Here is a 17,710-nt window from a genome sequence, read left to right on the forward strand (position 1 = left end):
TTTGCCATGCCGATCCGCAAGGAACACAAGGAATTTCACACGATCGACATGACCGGGGAGGGCTGGCATACGCCGCCTGGTTACCCTCGCGGCATCGAGCAGAAGATTCTTGCCGGCCGGCTCGACGAGGCAGGCAAGACCGGGCACCGCACGCGGCTGCTGCGGTTTGCGCCGGGCGCCTATACGACGGTGCCGTTCGTGCATGAATACTGGGAAGAGGTCTATCTCCTATCGGGAGACCTCATCGTCGGCGGACCTTCAGCCGAAGAGCCGTCGCTGAGTTTTGCCTCGAACACCTACGCCTGCCGGCCGCCTGGCGTCTATCACGGTCCCTTCCGGTCGCATACCGGGTGCCTGCTGCTCGAGCTTCACTACTACGAGACTTAACTTTTCTCGAACGATATCCGCGCCCAAGCGTGCGCCACCGATAGCGCGTCTCTCACGTTCCTAATGTCTGTTGCGCGTCACCGGTTGTCGTATGGCTGTCCAGAAGGAAGGCGTAGAAGGTCGCATGATTGAAAACTAGGCAAGCTCGCGAAAACTAGGAGATCAGCTGCCGGGAAACTAGGTGACCGTACCGATGTGGGCGGATGCCACCGCACACAGGGTGAGCTCGTGAGTTTAGAAAGGACTGCCAAGCAGCCCATGAGCTCGCCAATCGGTGGGAATTGCAATGATCTGATATTCTCCCGTATATGGTCGAAGACGGAGCGCGGGATCGACCGGTCGCCCAATCCCTCTCATAATTCGGCCGCGTCCGCTGCCTGATTTCGAGGTCGCGCAGGCATCCCGTCGACGCCTGCACTCGGCCATTGCAGCTTGATCCGCGAAGCCCCTACGAATTGTCGCACGATTGCGCTACCCTAAGGTCAATCTGGGCTGCGGGGCGGTCATCACGGCACGACCCGACGCTCGATGATTGGTCGAGCGGGAGCCCCGATGACCGCCCTAGACGCCATTGACGCCGATGCGAGGCGCCCGCTCTCGGGCACAGGCCGGATCGCCAAGCTGGCGGCGCCGCGCAGCGCCAGGATATTGAGGCGGAACCGCGTTCTCGAAGCGATCGGTCAAAAATCGCGTTCAAGCGTGTGCTGGGTGGCCGCGCCGGCCGGCTACGGCAAGACGACGGCGGTCATCGACTACCTCGAAAGCGTCGCGGCACCGCATGTGTGGTTCCGCATCGATGAGGGCGACCAGGATATCGCGCGCTTCTTTCAATATCTGGCGCAGTCACTCGCCTCATCAGCGGTTGGAAACCTGCCGGTCTTCGGCGTCGAGTATGCCGAGCAGCCGAAGGAGTTCGCCAGGCGCTTCTTCAGAGCCTATTTCGCGCGGTTGAAGCCCGGCACTATTCTGGTCCTCGACGATTTGCAGGACGCCGACACGCCCGAATTCCGGGCGGTGCTTTCCGTGATGTTCCGTGAACTTCCTGACACGGTCCGCTGCATCTGCGTCTCGCGCACGCTGCCCCACGACGAACTGGGCGACCTCGTTCTCAAGGGCCAAGTGGCCGTCGTCGACCGGTGGGCGCTCGAATTCTCGACATCGGAAGCGCGCGATTTCGTCAAGCTGCGGTCGAGGAACGGCACCGTTCCAGTCGATGTCGAAGCGGCGCGCGGCTGGGCGATCGGGCTGGTTCTCCTCGCCGATCACGGCTCGGCGGTCGGCCCTGACGACACGACCGGGACAGCACCCGGCGGGCAGAACGCGCTGTCGGACGTTCTCGGTCGTCATTTCTTCCTTTCCCTTCCCGCCGCCGACCAGGACATGCTGCTGAAACTCAATCTGCTGCCCGAGATCAGCGCCGAACTGGCGGACGTGATGATCGGATCGACCGAAGCGGGCAAGCTGCTCGACAGGCTCTACCAGCGGCAATTGCTCGTCACGCGAACGGAAAACAGCCGCGACGTTTTCCACCTGCACGACCTCTTGCGGGACTTCCTCGACCGACGCTTCGCACAGCGTGTGACGGCAGAAGAGCAGAAGTCGCTCAAACAAAGGGCGGCAAAGGTGCTCGCCGACGCCGGTCGTCTTGACGAAGCCATACACCTCGCCTTGCAGGCAGAGGACTGGGAGCAGGCGAGCGGGCTCATGCTGAGCCGAGCGGAGGCCGTGCTGGCGCAGGGACATCGAACGACCTTCATCGAATGGGTCGGCCGGTTGCCGGAAGCGTTCATGAACGGCTGGCATTTCTATTGGCTGGGCGTGGCCCACATGCCGAACGACGCCGCGGCAGAGCACTGGCTGTCGAAGGCATGGCATGCCTTTGGCGAGGCCGACGATCAGCGCGGGCTTTGTCTTACGGTGTCGCGCGCGGTTCTGGTCAAGACGGACAGTTGGCGCACCTATGAGGGTCTTTCGGCCTGGACCCGCCGGGCCTTCGAGATCATCGAGCACGGCCTGCCGGAACTGCCTTCCGAGGAAGCGATGCTGGTGCGCATCGGCATGGTGCGGGCGCTGAACTTCGGCGACGACTACTACCGCAACAGCCCGGCCGGGCAAGCGCTGGAATCGGAATTGCTGGAGCGGCTGACCCGGAATCCCGAGCACGACCCAAGCGGCTTGCGGCTGCTTGCCAGCGAAACGCTGATCGAGCATTCGGTATCGGTCATGCGGGCCGATCTGTTCACCAAAGCCGTCGACAGCATTGTCGAGGATTTGACCGACAAGGAAGTGCTGCCTTGGGTCCTCGGCATGTGGCTGGTCGAGTTTGGCGCCAAGAGTGGCCGTTATTTTCCCTACAAGAGACGGGGCTTTCCATATCCTTCGGCCGAAGCGGCGTTGCGGGAGGCGATCGCCATCGGTGAGCGCGAGTCGCTAAGGGGTGTGGAGTTCGGTGGCCTGTATCATCTTCAGATGCAGATGAAATTCCGCAACGACTTTGCCGAGCTCGACCAGGTGGTCGAGCGCCTGGCCGAGATCGCCGACAGCCGTTTCAGCACACAGGTCGCCATCGTCGCCAATTGCTATGCCGCGATTCATGCCAGGCAAGGCGATTTCGCGGCCGCCTATGAGGATTGCGAGCGCTTCATGGCGGCGAGCGAGGCCGCCAACGAGCCGATGGTCGAGCGCTGGGCGCACTGCATCACCAAGTTCCAGGTGCTGCTCGCCGACAGCAAGCCGCGCGAAGCCGCCGCGCTACTCAGCGACTTGCTGCCGCGGCTGGACGGCGGCGCCCGCAAGCGAACCGAGATATGCATTCTTGCAGCGGCCGCGCTGGAGAGCCGGTGGGACCAGGGTCCAGGCTACGGCGATCGGCTGAAGCTCTTCATGGAGGCGCTGCGCGACGTCAGCTGGCCAATGGTGCTCCTCAACGTTCCGGAATTGCTCGCCGAACTGCTTGGCGATGCGCTTGAGCGGGGCATCGAGCCCAAGCTTTGCCGGTCGCTTATCCGGGAACGCCGATTGGACGCGCCGCAACGGCGGCCCACGGCGTGGCCATGGCCGCTCAAGGTCCACGTCCTTGGAGGCTTTCGGCTGGAACTCGATGGAAACCCTCTTAATCTCGGCGCCAAGCCACCGACGAAGGCTCTCGACATCCTGCGGGTACTGGCGATCTCGAAAGACAAGACCTGTTCGCTGGAGACCCTTCAGGACTGGCTATGGCCCGACCTCGACGGCGACCAGGCGCGGGCGGCATGCGAGCAGGCGCTGCATCGGCTGCGCAAGCTGCTCGGGCGGACCGACCTCATCGTTCAGCGCGAAGGCAAGCTTCGCCTCGCGTCGGACAAGGTCTGGGTCGACCTCGCCGACTGGGATGCACGGCTCAAATCCGTGACGACGACCAATGGCGCGGCCGCTGGACTGCGACCGGAAGCGGAAGCGCTCTTCCTTGCATTCCCCGGTCCGCTGTTTCTGCACGAGCGAGCCAGCTTCTGGTCGCTCGCCGCCGCTGAAAAAGTGCGTCGCGATCTGATCGATCTCGCCTTGCGGATCGGCCAGCGGCTGGAGACAACCGGCAATGTCCAGGAAGCGCGCTCGGTCTATCTGAGGGCGTTGGACCTCTATCCGAATGCCGGGCCCGTCTGCAAGGCGCTGATCAGGGAGCGGCTGTCGCACCGCGATTTCGAAGGCGCTGTCGACGACTATGCACGCTACGAACGGGCGCTGCGCGCCGCCGGCGAAGCCGCGCCCGCTGCGGAAATACGCGCCTTGGTCGAACCCTATCTCGTGCGGCACACGCGCTGAAGACGGTGTCTTGCTGTCTCGCGAAACCCCGGGCTATCGGGAGCCTGGCGGTCGTCACTCAAGGTCCTTTCAGGATGTTTGCGGTCAAGAGAAAGGCCGCCAGCATCAGAACGAGGCCAGCGATAGCGTCCATCCCCTTGCGGTAGATCGGGCGGTCGAAGCGGCGTGACAGGCTCAACCCGGCCAGGCTCCAGCCATAGAATTTGATCGCGGAAGCCGCGAGGAAGCCGACTGCGAAGCCCGCCTGTTCCTCGCTGCCGTAGCTGAACGAGAGAACGCCGACGAGAAACATCGCCTCGAGCCAGACCAGAGGATTGAGCCAGGTGACTGCAAGCATCGAACCGATCGCCCGAGACCTGGACTTGCAGCCTGCCACTGCAGTCTCCGACCTGTTTGTCCGGTTAACTGCGAGTAGGGTGCGCGCGCCCCACCAGGCGAGAAATCCGGCGCATGCCGCCTGCAGGATTCCGGAGATTGCGGGATTGTGTGTCAGCAGCGTTCCAGACCCGCCAATTCCCATGATCACCAAGGCGATTTCCGAGACGTAGCCGGTAGAAGCGACCGCAAAGGGATGGCTGCGTGTCAATCCCGCCCGGATAAGCATGAGGTTCTGCGGACCAAGGGAAAAGATGAGCCCAAGGCCGAACACGAAGCCGGACACTGCCGCCGGTGACAACAGGGCGTCGGCTGTCATGCAACGTCATCCGGCTTTTTCGATCGCGCATTCCTGTGCATCTGCTGCCTCCCATGCGTCGCAGTGTGGAAGGCAGGCACATACGGGTCACTTACGGGACAAAGCCGCCAGTCCCGTTTCCAGGCTCTCGGCGCCAGAATTTCAGGCCGGGCGAGGTTCGATCTGCTCAAACAGATCGTGCTGCACGCACCCAATCGAGTCGTGCGGCGGGGACAAGGCCGTAATTGTAAAAATTGATACCGTCGACGTCCGGCGCCAGCGCCGGCTTCACCTTGGCGGCGAGGATTTCAGGGCCTGCCATTTCCGGATAGAAGAGCCGGTAGCCGGCGCCCAGGAATTTCCCTGCTTCGAGCGCGGTGCGGCCAGCCGCAATCAGGCCCGTGACGTCGCCGGCCTGCATGTCGTAGGCACAAAGGATCGCCCCGTCGCAGACCTTGCCGAGCGCTGCCAGATCGCAGCCGCCGAGCCAACCGTCTTTCAGGTCGATGACGAGGACATTTGTCCCCGGATCGGCAACCTCGCGCAGTTCGGCGACAAGGCTGGTCACCGGCTCGAACCGCCACAACAGATAGGCGTGGAGTTGCGGCCAGGGCAGAAAAGTGTCCAGGCCACTTGCGGGAAATTCTGGAAAGCGCCGTTCAGGCACCGCGCGCTCACACGCCTCGGCAATCCACTGCTTGACGAGCGCGCGCGCCGCCTGGCCTTCGATGCCGGCACGAGCGGCGCGGGCGAGGCAGGACGGACAGAAGCACAGCGACAGAAGAAAGTCGTCTTCCGGCGTCAGCCCGACCCCATCCTTCTCGTGGTGGTATTCATGGGCGAAGCCCATGAAGGAAGGGCTTTCAAGTTCGATTCTGTCCGGCTTGTAAGTATGCGTAACGTCGGCAACGAGCGCGCGAACATAAGCGCGCGCATCCGGATGCGACGGGCACAGATTGTAATAATTGGGATCGCCAAAGGCGTTGCGGGTGACGGCCTGCGGATAAAGCATGCCGAGGCGGGTATTGTGCAGACAGACCGTCCAGCACGACACCTGCAGGCCGCCTGCCTCGCGCCGTTCGATAAGATCGGCCAGAACGTCGCCGCCTTCCGTGATCATTTCGGCCACCTTCGGCTGGATCACGAGATCGGCCCATCGGGCGGCAGTTGGCTTGAAGTAGATCGTGCCGTCCTCCGGGAAATAGGCTTTGCGGCGCGGGCTGCGCGGCTGCAGGAAGCGACCGGCGTGATAGGAGGTCGCGAGACTGATCATGTTGAGCCCGGCGCGCTCGACGAGATCGCGTTCGACGGCTTCCAAGCCCAGATCCTGGACATCCCAAGGGTAGGTCCACATCGAAAGCTGCATGAAATCTCCTCAGTTTTCTGCAATGACGCCGTGAGCAAGCGCCGGTTGGTTTCCTGTCAGCCTTCCACTGGTTCGGCGACTTGCAAAAGGCAATCTCCTGCCTCGCACATCGTGTGCAGCCGGCGCGAAAGTACGATGCCGCCTTCGGCGAAATGCAGAGCTTCCTCGGCAAGATCGAGCCGTTCGAGGTCGTGATACCAGCCAGCCAATTGTCCAGCGCTCACGCCGTCGCCGAGCCTGACGGCGGGTTCGAACCAGCCGCGGCGAGTGGCGTAGAGGCCCTGACCGTGCCGGGAAAGCGAGAGCAATCGCGTTGGCGCCGAAGGCTTTGACTCCGGCGAAAGAACCGGCGCCTCGACCACGCCAACGGCGACCATCAGATTGTCGATCGCGCGAGCGGTCATCGCCATCGTATCGACTGTGGCGGTGCCGCCGCCGCCGAACTCGCCGCTGACGCCAATGGCGCCGGCCCGGCGGGCTGCGCCCATCGAGGTCGGCGAGGCCTGACCATTGTCGGCCACGAACCCATACGGCATGCCGAGCGTCCGCATCAGTTCCACCCCGCGCCTGTGGCGGTCGGGATCGGTATCGCGCTCGACGAGGGCTGTAGGCAGATGTTCCATCGAGGTGCCGCCCGAGTGAATGTCAAAGACGATTTCGTGGCGAGGGAACAGTTCCGTCTCGAGGAAGCTGGCAAGCCGGCAGGTCGGTGCGCCCAACGGATCGCCCGGGAAGGCTCGGTTGAGATTGCCGCCATCGAGCGGCGAACAGCGTTTGGCGGCCATGACCGCCGGTGCGTTCGCCATCGGCAGTATAGTGACGCGGCCCTTGATCCGCTCGGCATCGAGCCGGCGGATCAGCTTGGCCAGCGACAGTTCGCCCTCATATTCGTCACCGTGATTGCCGGCCATCAGAAGCAGCGACGGCCCTTCACCGTTGCGTATGAGGCAGATCGGGACCTTGACCTGGAAATAGGGCGAACGGTCTATCGAGAAGGGAATACTGAGATGGCCTGATGTCTTGCCGTCCCGGTCGAAGTCGAGCGTATGGGTAAGGCCGGTGTGCATGGCGGAAACTCAGATGGCGGCAATCGCTGTGACCTCGATGCGGAGGTCGGGATCGGCAAGACGCGCCTCGACGCAGACCCGCGCCGGCAGGCGTTGAGGATCCACCCAGGCATCGTAGATGCTGTTCATGGCGTCGAAGTCGCCGATCTGCGGCAGGAAGATATTGACCGCCACAAGCTTCGACTTGCTGCTGCCGGCCTCGACCAAAAGCGCCTCGATCTTTGAGAGCACATCGCTGGTCTGGCCTTCGATGCCGGCCTTGCGATTGTCGGCCACCTGGCCCGCGATGTGGACGAGGCCGCCATAGACGACCGCCTGCGACATGCGGGAGCCGGACTGGAAATACTTGATCATGTTGGATCCTTTCGAGGTTCGCTTGCGGCCGCCGCAAGATCCGGTCAGCCGAAATAGGTGGGAAAGGCGTGGCGGACATGGCCGGCCGGGTCGACGCCGAAGATCACGCGATGGCGATCGAGGCAGGTGCAGGGATGCGAGATGCCGAATTCAATGATGTCGCCAACGGCAATGTCGTCGCCCGGCGCGATTGTCAGGAAGGCGTGCTGGTCGTTGAGCTTGAAGACCTCGGCTCGTGTCGGCGGGACAGACAGCGGCTTGCCGGCGCGGAAGACCGCGAGCACCATCGGAAAGCCCTGATCGAACGAGACGTCGCGCATGCCCATGCCGCAGATCACCAGGCCCGGCTCCGGCCGCGACAGCACCTCGGCCCACAGGCGCAAAGCTGGACGAAACGAATTTCGTGCGGAAACGCTGGCGCCGCCGACCGCAAAGCCGTTGCGGGCGTCCAGTGCGCCAAGCGAGCGATCATAGACACCATGGTCGTGGAAGAAGATGGCGCCGCTGCGCAACACCAGCGTCGCATTGCCGTCCCTGGAAACGGCGGGCGAAAGCGCGGCGACCACTTTGTCGAAGAACACCGAGCCGCCGGCCGTGACGATCAGCGGCACGTCGCCGCCGACGCGGGTGCGCAGCCGCAGGAACATGTCGGCGGTCATCGCCAGCAGCGCCGAGATCGCCTCCTCGGTGCGGCCGGGGTCGGGTTGCGCCGCGGCACCTTCGTAGGTCGCAACGCCGGCAATCAGCAGCCGTCCGCCGGCGGCATCAACTGCATCGGCGATCGCCTCGGCCTCGCCAGCAGTCCGCGCGCCTGCCCTCCCAGCACCGAGTTCGACGAGCACGCGCAATGGCGGCAGCTTCGCATTGGCCCGCCAGGCTTCGGCGAGCGCATTCACGGCGGCGATCGAGTCGTCGAAGACGAAGAGCTCGGCGCTTGGCCATGCGCCGGCAAGGGCTACAAGCCGGTTCGCGCCACCTGATCCACCAACCTCGTTGGCGATGATCAGCCGAGAGAGCCCGGCTCTGAGCATCACCGCGGCCTGCCTGATATCCGCGACGGTCGTGCCCCATGCTCCGGCTTCTACCAACGATCGAGCAAGGTCTGGCGCCATCGGGGTTTTGACATGCGGCGCGATCATCGCGCCCTGTTCGCGCGCATAGCGCAGAAATAGATCACTATTGGCGATGAAGGCCTCCTCGTCGAGGGTCAACACCGGCAACGACATGCGCCCGTCAGCCGGATGCCAGCGCTCAGATGCGACAAGGCTGCTGTCCAGCCCGAAGGTGCCGGGCGGCACACCGCGGATGCGATCGTCGAGCAGGAAATTTTCACGGGTCGCGAGCGACAGTACGGGTGAGTTTTCGGTCATCCGATGCTAGTCCTTTCGCCTTCGCAGGATGAAGTCCGGTTCGATTTCCGATGCCGGCCACAGCATGAGAGAGATGCGTGCCAAAGCCTTACTCCGGACCGATCATCGATGCCCACCATCATCTTTGGGATCTCGGCCTCGGCCGGCACCCCTGGCTCGCCACAACGGCTGGCGAACGCGGCGGCCTGGGCGAGCTTGGCCCCTTGCGACGAAACTATCTTCCTGAGGATTATTTGCGCGACGCCAGCCGGCACAATGTCGTCGCCGCCGTCCATGTCGAGGCCGGTTGGGCCGGGGATGACTGCGTCGGCGAAACGCGGTGGCTTGAAACGCTCGGCAAGACGCGGGGCGTGGCCGCCCGCTACGTCGTTCACGTCCCGCTGGCGAACCGCCAAGCGCCGGCGCTGGTCGAGGCGCAGGCGGCATTCAACCGTGTCGTCGGCGTGCGCGACATACTGAGCTGGGATCCAGATCCTGCCCGCCGTTTCGCTGCCCGTGACGGCATCATGGATGACCCGGCCTGGCGGGCTGGGCTGTCTCTGCTTGCCGGCCATCGGCTGGTTTTCGATCTGATGGTGTTTCCGCGCCAATTCGCCGGTGCGGCGCGCCTCGCAGCGGCCCATCCGGACCAGTTTTTTGTCCTTAACCACTGCGGCAGCCCGATCGATCGCGACGCGGACGGAATGCGGGCGTGGCGCGAAGGGCTCAGGCGTTTGTCCCAGTGTGACAACGTCGCCATCAAAATATCGGATCTGGTCGCCTACGATCATGACTGGACGCTCGACAGCCTGAAGCCGGTTGTCATGCATTGCATCGACTGTTTCGGCACGCAGCGCGCGATGTTCGCCAGTGACTTCCCGGTGGCCGGTCTGCACGCGTCGTTCGATGCGGTATATGACAGCTTCAAGGCCATTGCCGGGGAGCTTTCCACGGAGGAGCAGACGGCGCTGTTCTTCGGCAATGCAAGGCGTATCTACCGGCTGGACGATATGTCATCGGCGGGCCTGCTCCCTGCCTGAGAGAAGCAGCAGCCCCAGGATCAGCGAACCGAACAGAATGCTGCGCCAGCCGGGCGATGCGTTGACGACGGTGATCAAAGCCGTGATCGTGACCAGCAGGATGGCGCCGGGGATGGTGCCGGCATAGGTGCCGAGCCCGCCGAGGATCGAGGTGCCGCCGAGCACCACGGCCGCAATCGAGGCGAGCAGATAGGGATCGCCGATCCCGACATAGCCTTGTCCGTTCATGCCGAGCACCAGCACGCCCGCAAGCCCTGAAGTGAAGCCGCTGATGCCGTAGACCGCCAGGGTGGTCGAGGCGACAGGAACGCCGGAGAGTGTCGCGGCGAGAGGGTTGGCGCCCATGGCGAAGAGCCGAGCGCCGAAGGATGTGGCATGCATTGCGGCCAGAACGATCACGGAGACGGCCACCCACAAAAGCACGCCTGCGGGTATACCGCCCGGCCGCGCATTGCCGAGCCATCGAACTACCGGGTTTTCGGCGGTCACGGCACTGCCGCCGGCGATGATGATGAGCAGGCCCTGCAGGAATGTCGCCATGGCCAGGGTCATGATCATCGGATGAACGCGCAGCAGCGCCACGCCCAGCCCGTTCACCAGACCGATTGTCGTCGTTAGCGCGAGGACGGCAAGGACGGCGGTGAGCCCGGTCGGGTCCGCCTGCCAAGACAGCAGCGGCAGGCTGACGGCGCTCACCGTGACGATCGCCGCGACGGAAAGGTCGATGCCGCCGGCGATGACCACAAAGGTCTGCCCCGCTGCGACCAGGCCGATGACCGCGGCCAGTTCGACCAGATAGCGCAAATGGCCATAGGCGCCGAAGCCACGCGAAGCGAAGCTCGCCGCGATCCACACCGCGGCGACGATGGCAAGGGTGAGAAACGGCCGGCTGCGCAGGATCGTCAGGGCGCGCCTGCCGCTCACGGACTCTTTCCATGCTGTCATTGCTGCACCTTGCGGAATTGCGGGATGGCGACCGCCCCGATGATGATGAGGCCCTGGGCGACATATTGGGCGACCGGGGTGAAGCCGAGGAAGAACATCACACTGATCATCAGGCTCAGCAGCAGGCTACCGGCAAGCGCGCCGCGCATCGTGCCTTGACCGCCGAGGAAGCCGATGCCGCCGAGCACGGCGGCGGCGATGGAATTCAGCGTGAAGGCCGTGCCGATGACCGGATCGCCCGAACCCGTTTGCGCGGCAACGAACAGGCCGGCACCTGTGCAAAGCAGGCCGCTGATCGCGTAAGCCGCTACCCGTGCGCCATCGACCGGCACGCCGGAGCGATAGGCGCCGACCGGATTCTCGCCGGCGGCATAAAGGCTCAAACCAAGTGGCGTGGCGAGATAGAGCTTCCACAGAAGGACGATGAGCATCAGCAGCACGAAGGCCGCGGGCGTGTTGCCGGCAAGCAGGTCCGACAGCCACTCCGGAATGGCGCCGCCGGGTCTCGGCAGGATGAGCAGCGCAGCACCGCCGATGATGAAGGAGCCGGCGAGCGTCACTACGATCGCCGGCAACCGAAGTTTTACCACGATGAACCCGGTCGCGGCACCGATGCCGATACCGGTCACCGCCACCGCAGCGGCACCGCCGGCTACGCCAAGCGGCCCTGTCATCGTCGTCGCGGCGATCACCGCGCCCAGGCTGACCATTGCGCCGATGGCCAGGCTGATGCCGCCGGTAAGCATCAGGATCGCCTGGGCCATGGCGACCAGCGCCAGCGGAAACCAGCTCTGAGTGAATTTGGCGAAGCCGGCAGCGGTCAAGAGGCCGGGAAAGAGGAAGCCGTAGGCGACGAGGAACGCCATGACCACGGCGAACAGGCCACGCACGCCCACATTGCGGCGCAGTTGGACCGGCCAGTAGAGAGCGCCGCCTTGCCTTGGCGAGGCCACCGTGCTCATGCCGTCACCTTCCGCTGTTCGGCGCCCATCGCGGCGGAAACGATCGCTTCCTCGCTCAATGCGCCGCGCTCGAGCACGGCAACGATGTGGCCCTCCCGGACCACCGCGACGCGGTCGCAAAGGTGCACCAGTTCGGGTGTATCGGAGCTGAGCAGCACGACCGCCTTGCCGGCGGCGGCGAAGTTGCGAAGCATCATGTAGATTTCGCGCTTGGTCTCGACATCGACTCCGCGTGTCGGGTCGTTGAGGAGAAGCGCAAGCGGGTGGTGCGGCATCCATTTCGCCAGCGCCACCTTCTGCTGGTTACCGCCCGAGAGGGCCTGCGCCGGCCGGTCGAGGTCGCCCTTGATGCCAAGCTGGGCAGCGAGACCTCTTGCCGTCTCGCGCTCGGCACGGCGGCTGCGCAGCTTCAGCGCCGGCAGTCTTGCGAAAGCGGGCAGCATCATGTTGGTGATGATGGAATGGATCAGGTGCAGGCCTTCGCGCTTGCGGTCGGCCGGGACATAGGCGAGGCCAAGCGCGTTGGCTTTCGGCACACCGCTGGGCAAACCCGAACCACCATTGACGGTCGCGGATGCCGTCCTGGCCGGAATGGCACCGTAGAGGCCGAGCAGCAGATCTTCCTGCCCTTGCCCGACCAGGCCTCCGATGCCGAGCACCTCGCCCGTCCTGATGTCGAGATCGACGTCGCGCATCAAGCCGGCCGAAAAATTGCGAACCGAGATGGCGTTGGCAGCCGATGCCGAAGGCTGCCAACGCGGAAAGAGGTCGCCGGGGTCGCGGCCGACCATCAGCCGTACCAGCCCGGCGGCATCGGTTCCTTCGAGGCTGCGGTCCGCCGTGCAGGCGCCGTCCTTCAGGACGGTGACATGCTGGCACAGCGCCATGACTTCGTTCAGCCGGTGCGAAATGTAGAGAATAGCGATGCCCTCGCCGCGCAGCCGCTCCAACAGGTCCGTCAGGACCTTCGTTTCGGTTGCCGAAAGCGACGAAGTGGGTTCGTCGAGAATGAGCACGCGCGGCCGGCGGTAAAGCGCCTTGGCTATCTCCACCATCTGCCGGCGGCCAAGCGACAAATGTCCGACCGGCATCGAGAGCGGTTCGCGAAGCCCTACAAGATCGCATGCTGCCCTGGCCCGCACGGCGAGTTCGGGATAGTCGAGCAAACCGAACCGGCGCGGATAGGCGCCAAGCCCGATGTTCTCGGCGATTGAGAGGCTGGCCGTCAGGCTGAGTTCCTGCTGGACGACGGCGATGCCCGCCTGTTGCGCATAGGCAGGGGTCATGCGCGACACCGGGCGCCCATCGACCTCGATCGCCCCGCCGTCCGGGCGCAAGGCACCGGACAAAAGGTCGATCAGCGTCGACTTTCCGGCACCGTTCTCGCCGAGCAGCGCATGCACGCGGCCGGGCTGGAGAGCGATGGAAACGTCGCGCAGGACGGGGTTGCCGAAGAAGGACTTTGACACCCCCCGCGCGGCAAGAAGCGGAGCCGTGGCCACCAATTTCTGCGACCTTTCAGGCTTATTGCTCGGCCAGCAGCTTCTTGAACATTTCCTCGTCGTAGGGCGAATAGATGTAGCCGTCAGCCGGAAAATCGGCCGCCCGGGCGAGGTACTGATCGATGTTGGAATTGTCGATCACCGGCAGCGGGATCTTGACGAAAGCCGGCACATCAATGCCCTCCAGCGCCTGGACGGCGGTGTAGGCGGCAAAGGCGCCGAGCCAGTTCGGCTGCATGGTCGCCCAGCTCTTGAGGCCCTTTTCCTTCCAGAGCTCGAGGAATTGGCGGGCGTTCTCGCCGGTGATCGGCACTTGTTCGCGGCCCTGCTTGTCTAGGGCGAGTACCGCGCCCGCAGACAAGGCGCCGCCGAGCGACAGAATTCCGTCGATCTCGGAATTGGCGAACAGCAGGCTGGTGACAGCCTCCTGTGCAGGCGCGACATTGTAGGGTGTGTTGGTCTCGGCAATGACCGTCACCTCGGGATGGGCCTTGAGCGCCGCGTCAGCGCCTTTGCGCCGATCGTCGCTGACCGAAACGCCGGCCGGGCCGTTGAGGACGAGAATCTTGCCCTTGCCGCCGATGGCGTCGATCAGGAACTTGGCCGCCTGATCGCCCCACTGAGCGGAATCGGTGTTGACCTTGGCTGTGACCTGGTCGGTGTCGACGAGGCTGTCGAAGTTGATGATGGCGATGCCCTTGTCGCAGGCATCCGCCAGCACACGCGCCGGAGCGGTCGACGAGCCGGCAATCAGGATGATGGCGTCGACGTCGGAATCGATCATCGACTGGATCTGCTGGATCTGGACGTTGGCGTCGCCCTGGGCGTCGGTCACGACAAGCTTGTCGACCAGCCCCTGCTTCTTCAGGGTCTCGATTTCGGCTTCGATCGTGCCCTGGGTCTGCTTCATCCAGGTCGGCACGGAATAGATGTTGGCCCAGCCGATCGTGTATGGCGCCTTGCGGTCGCCCTTGATGCATTTGGCGGCCGCACTGGCCTGCGAACCGGCGCCGAAGCTCAGCAGGAGACCGAGGCAAAGGGCACTGGCGGATGCGAAAAGCGATGATTTCGTCATGATTGTTCCCTTCTGAGGTTATGCCGGACGTGCGGGATCGGGACGAGAAAACCCGCAGGGTTGCCGCATCCGGAAACCGCCCGTTTTCTCGTCAGAACTGTCTGCGCCTGGCTCATTATTGTCTGATATTTCGGACAGTATGTCTGTATATCGGACAAATGGGATGCTAGACTGAGCCTTGACATCTTTCAAGCGTCTTGAGACGAGGGCCGAAATGATTTTTTGCGCGGATGCGGCTGATATGAGCGATGGCGCTACTGGTCTGATCGAAACGGAAGCCGGCGCCGGGCCCCGTCATGGCGAACGACGCCGCGGCATCGACCGGGTCATCATGCTGCTGGAAGCGCTTTTGCGGCACCGCGCTCCGATGCGCGTCGGCGACATCGCCAAGATGATCGGCGCACCGCGTTCGACCACCTACGAGATCGTCAACAGCCTGCTCGAAGCCGAAATGCTCGAAAACGTCGGGACGGAGGGCTACGTCTATTTCGGTCGGGCTATGCATCTGTTTGGCTGGGCCTATTCGCATCACAACGCCCACTATCGGCGCATCATAGAGACGCTGGACAGGATGGCTGCGGAGACAGGCGAGACCGTGCAACTGTGCGGCCTGCGCGGGAACAAATACATCGTTCTCGATTGCCGCGATTCTTCCGGCCCGTTCCGGATTTCAAGCGATGTCGGGGTCGAGGTGCCGATCCCATGGACGGCGTCTGGGCGGCTCCTGCTCGGCCATATGAGCGAGGAAGAGGTGAAGGACTTCATCCCGCCTGGCGACTACAAGCTTCCAGACGGCCGCGTCATTGCGCCGGCCGAATTCTTCAGCGATGTCGCTCTGGCCCGCCAGCAAGGTTTCAGCGAGACCACCGCCCTCGCCGACCGCTTCACGTGGTGTATGGCCGCGCCCATCCGCGATGGCCACGGCGCCATCAACAAGACCCTTTGCTTGGTATTGCCAGTCGACACACCGGAAGCGCGGCGCAGCGAATTGCTTGCCCTGCTGTGCGAACGCGCCCGCGGATTGTCGTTGGCGGGAAGCTGACGCATGTCGCGCAACAGCATGCCCCCGGGCGCGGACCGGGGTGTTCAGCGGTTTTGCGATAACGACACGCATAAAACAACACCTGAAGGGCGGTCGAACGCGACGCGCTTTAAGGTTAAGAATCGGCCCTCACGCCTTCGCCAGGGGAGCGCGAAAAAAATGGCCGGGCTCGAAGACGGCCCGGCCAAAAAGAAGGTTTCAACCTTCAGAGGGGAACGCCGTTCGGCGGAATGGGAGGAAACCGTCGAACGGTGTTGCCTGTTTGCGCTTGTCTGGGCGGGTTGGCGACGAACAAAATTCCAAAAGCCGGCGGGATGACGAAAATTCCTGTTCTGTTTGCTCTGACCTCTTCAGCCGGGTGACGCCCTCGTCTCAAGCAGATCGGCATAGTGCCGGCGCGCCACGTCGGGATGCGGGCGCAGGCGACGCTTAGATCACACGACACGGCATGACGCGCCAAAGCCGCTTTCCAGCCATCAACGGCTATCTTGACAAAATGTTTTGTCAAGACGAAAATGAGGTATGCTTGAGCTTTGGCGGGCGGCCGCATCGGCTTTAGTGGCGTTCGCCCTGGCCCCGACCCTGCGACGCCCAAACCTGTAAGGAGTCCCCCCATGCCAATCAAGAAAGACGAAACCGGAAAGCGTTGGGTCGAGATGGAGTTCATCACGCCTGGGACACCCGAGCAGGTGTGGCGGGCAATTGCGACGGGTCCCGGCAACACTGCCTGGTTCACAAAGACCACGATCGACGAGCATGTCGGCGGCAGGCTGCATTTCGACTTCGGTCCCAATGGCGCCTCCACCGGCGAAGTGACGATTTGGGAGCCGCCGTTCCGTTTCGGCTATGTCGAACGCGAGTGGAGCGAAGGCGCGCCGCCGGTCGCAACGGAGATCACCGTGACCAGCCGGTCGGGTGATCGCTGCGTTGTTCGCATGGTCCATTCGCTGTTTGCCTCGACCGACGATTGGGACGATCAGTTGGAAGGGTTCGAGAGCGGCTGGCCCGGCTTTTTCGAGGTGCTGCGCGTTTATCTGTCGCATTTCGCCGGCGAAAACGCCGCCAGCTTCAGCGTCATGGCCAGCACGAAGGCCGACCAGCTCTCGATTTGGAGACGGCTTACCGAGACGCTCGGTCTGGCCGGCGCTAATGTCGGCGAGCAGCGAAATGGCCCGCAGCAGCCGGAGAGACTATCCGGCATAGTCGAACGCGTGCGGCAGAACGACAAGCAGCGCTTCATCGTGCTGCGCCTGACTGCGCCTGCTCCCGGCATTGCCCTGATCGGAACCTATGCTGCCGATGGCAGCGCAAACGCCAGCATGGCAATGTATCTTTATGGCAACGACGCCGAGCAGCGCGCCGCCGAGGGCGAGCCCAAGTGGCGGAACTGGTTTGGCGAAATTTTCAGGCATCCGGGCTGACGGATGCTGTGGATCAGCCGGCTAAGATCGGCATCGCGCAGTCTCTGGATGTTGGCCGCGCAATTCGCCCGTCGGAACGTTGCTTTTGTGAAAGCGGCGCCCAGATCCGCTGACAGCACGCATCAGTCATGGAGGTCCCTCGAGATCGCCGGGCCGACTGAAAAATCGCTGAATGTGACTTCGAAACCCTCGCGTTGCGGCGAGCAGCACATCATGCCGATATCGATGTTTTTCGAAGGCGGGAAGTAGGCGAGCCGCACCGGCTTCCAGTGATGGTCGGAGGCATCGAGATACTGAACGCGAATGGTCTCGGCATGGCGGGTCAGCCGGATCCTGACGCCGTCCGGACCGGCCGGGATGCTGACCAGTGACCAGTCGGAGGCATCATTGGTGACGACGACGGAAAAATAGGCGAGCCCGTCGGTGAACTCGATGCCGGCCTTGACCCAGTGCGTCTCGCTCAGCCGGACCATCAAACCGGCCTGGTCGTAGAGCGCCTTATAATTCCCCTTGACGGTGACCTCGGCGCTGAAATCGCCCTCGACCTGCCGGTAGAGGAAGTGGCCATTGTCGCGCCAGAAGCCATAAAACGTCTCGCGCCAGAAATCGGTCTCCTTGCCGGTCCGCACATGCACGGTGCTGTCGCCGAAAGCATGATGCGGTGGCGGGTTGAGCCAGGTCAGTTCTGCATGCTGAGATGTCATCGACTTGCTCGTCTCGCCGGTT

Annotated in this window: 16 protein-coding genes; 6 read left to right on the top strand and 10 right to left on the bottom strand. The window is 63.6% G+C overall.

Going from position 1 to position 17,710, the window contains the following annotated elements; translation table 11 throughout:
* The first annotated feature begins 6 nt into the window (after positions 1–6).
* Both JG739_RS27140 and JG739_RS27145 read left to right on the top strand, forming a co-directional pair.
* Positions 7–387, top strand: a complete 381-nt coding sequence (locus JG739_RS27140) for a cupin (protein WP_202364204.1) — start codon at positions 7–9, stop codon at positions 385–387.
* 552 nt (positions 388–939) lie between these two features.
* Positions 940–4,188, top strand: a complete 3,249-nt coding sequence (locus JG739_RS27145; protein ID WP_202364205.1) for a hypothetical protein — start codon at positions 940–942, stop codon at positions 4,186–4,188.
* A 58-nt stretch (positions 4,189–4,246) separates the two neighbouring features.
* Here the strand turns inward: JG739_RS27145 and JG739_RS27150 are convergent, their stop codons facing one another.
* The 5 genes from JG739_RS27150 to JG739_RS27170 form a co-directional block, all read right to left on the bottom strand.
* A complete protein-coding gene (locus tag JG739_RS27150) occupies positions 4,247–4,882 on the bottom strand; it encodes a LysE/ArgO family amino acid transporter (RefSeq protein WP_202364206.1) in 636 nt (211 codons plus the stop codon).
* A gap of 166 nt (positions 4,883–5,048) precedes the next feature.
* The gene (locus JG739_RS27155) at positions 5,049–6,227 is read right to left on the bottom strand and encodes a hypothetical protein (protein WP_202364207.1); all 1,179 of its coding nucleotides are present in this window, start codon (positions 6,225–6,227) and stop codon (positions 5,049–5,051) included.
* A gap of 56 nt (positions 6,228–6,283) precedes the next feature.
* On the bottom strand, positions 6,284–7,294 hold the full coding sequence (locus JG739_RS27160) for a succinylglutamate desuccinylase/aspartoacylase family protein (RefSeq protein WP_202364208.1): 1,011 nt from the start codon (positions 7,292–7,294) through the stop codon (positions 6,284–6,286).
* A gap of 9 nt (positions 7,295–7,303) precedes the next feature.
* Positions 7,304–7,648: a RidA family protein gene (locus JG739_RS27165; RefSeq protein ID WP_202364209.1), complete on the bottom strand. Its 345-nt coding sequence runs from the start codon at positions 7,646–7,648 to the stop codon at positions 7,304–7,306.
* A 44-nt stretch (positions 7,649–7,692) separates the two neighbouring features.
* Positions 7,693–9,018: an alanine racemase gene (locus tag JG739_RS27170; protein ID WP_202364210.1), complete on the bottom strand. Its 1,326-nt coding sequence runs from the start codon at positions 9,016–9,018 to the stop codon at positions 7,693–7,695.
* Between the two features lie 77 nt (positions 9,019–9,095).
* Here JG739_RS27170 and JG739_RS27175 point away from each other — a divergent pair, with 77 nt between their 5' ends.
* Positions 9,096–10,037 carry an amidohydrolase family protein gene (locus JG739_RS27175; protein ID WP_202364211.1) on the top strand — a complete coding sequence of 314 codons (942 nt, stop codon included), beginning with the start codon at positions 9,096–9,098 and terminating at the stop codon, positions 10,035–10,037.
* Here the strand turns inward: JG739_RS27175 and JG739_RS27180 are convergent.
* The 4 genes from JG739_RS27180 to JG739_RS27195 are packed head-to-tail and all read right to left on the bottom strand — an operon-like array spanning position 10,011 to position 14,521.
* Positions 10,011–10,982: an ABC transporter permease gene (locus JG739_RS27180; RefSeq protein ID WP_202364212.1), complete on the bottom strand. Its 972-nt coding sequence runs from the start codon at positions 10,980–10,982 to the stop codon at positions 10,011–10,013. The two genes, JG739_RS27175 and JG739_RS27180, sit on opposite strands and share 27 nt — an antisense overlap.
* Positions 10,979–11,944 (bottom strand): ABC transporter permease, encoded by a 966-nt coding sequence (locus JG739_RS27185; RefSeq protein ID WP_202364213.1) that lies wholly within the window; start codon positions 11,942–11,944, stop codon positions 10,979–10,981. Before JG739_RS27185 ends, JG739_RS27180 begins: the two co-directional genes overlap by 4 nt.
* A complete protein-coding gene (locus JG739_RS27190) occupies positions 11,941–13,449 on the bottom strand; it encodes a sugar ABC transporter ATP-binding protein (protein WP_202364214.1) in 1,509 nt (502 codons plus the stop codon). The genes JG739_RS27185 and JG739_RS27190 overlap by 4 nt, the downstream gene beginning before the upstream one ends.
* A 19-nt stretch (positions 13,450–13,468) precedes the next feature.
* Positions 13,469–14,521: a substrate-binding domain-containing protein gene (locus tag JG739_RS27195; protein WP_202364215.1), complete on the bottom strand. Its 1,053-nt coding sequence runs from the start codon at positions 14,519–14,521 to the stop codon at positions 13,469–13,471.
* A gap of 241 nt (positions 14,522–14,762) precedes the next feature.
* Between JG739_RS27195 and JG739_RS27200 the strand changes: the two genes are divergently transcribed.
* The 3 genes from JG739_RS27200 to JG739_RS27210 all read left to right on the top strand — a co-directional run bounded on the left by JG739_RS27200 (position 14,763) and on the right by JG739_RS27210 (position 16,984).
* Positions 14,763–15,563, top strand: a complete 801-nt coding sequence (locus JG739_RS27200; RefSeq protein ID WP_202364216.1) for an IclR family transcriptional regulator — start codon at positions 14,763–14,765, stop codon at positions 15,561–15,563.
* Between the two features lie 3 nt (positions 15,564–15,566).
* Positions 15,567–15,881 (top strand): hypothetical protein, encoded by a 315-nt coding sequence (locus JG739_RS27205; protein WP_202364217.1) that lies wholly within the window; start codon positions 15,567–15,569, stop codon positions 15,879–15,881.
* A 296-nt stretch (positions 15,882–16,177) separates the two neighbouring features.
* On the top strand, positions 16,178–16,984 hold the full coding sequence (locus JG739_RS27210; RefSeq protein WP_202364218.1) for an SRPBCC family protein: 807 nt from the start codon (positions 16,178–16,180) through the stop codon (positions 16,982–16,984).
* A 122-nt stretch (positions 16,985–17,106) separates the two neighbouring features.
* Here the strand turns inward: JG739_RS27210 and JG739_RS27215 are convergent, their stop codons facing one another.
* On the bottom strand, positions 17,107–17,688 hold the full coding sequence (locus JG739_RS27215) for a DUF1349 domain-containing protein (protein ID WP_202364219.1): 582 nt from the start codon (positions 17,686–17,688) through the stop codon (positions 17,107–17,109).
* Between the last annotated feature and the right edge of the window lie 22 nt (positions 17,689–17,710).

The organism is Mesorhizobium sp. L-2-11, from assembly GCF_016756595.1.
GTDB lineage: Bacteria > Pseudomonadota > Alphaproteobacteria > Rhizobiales > Rhizobiaceae > Mesorhizobium.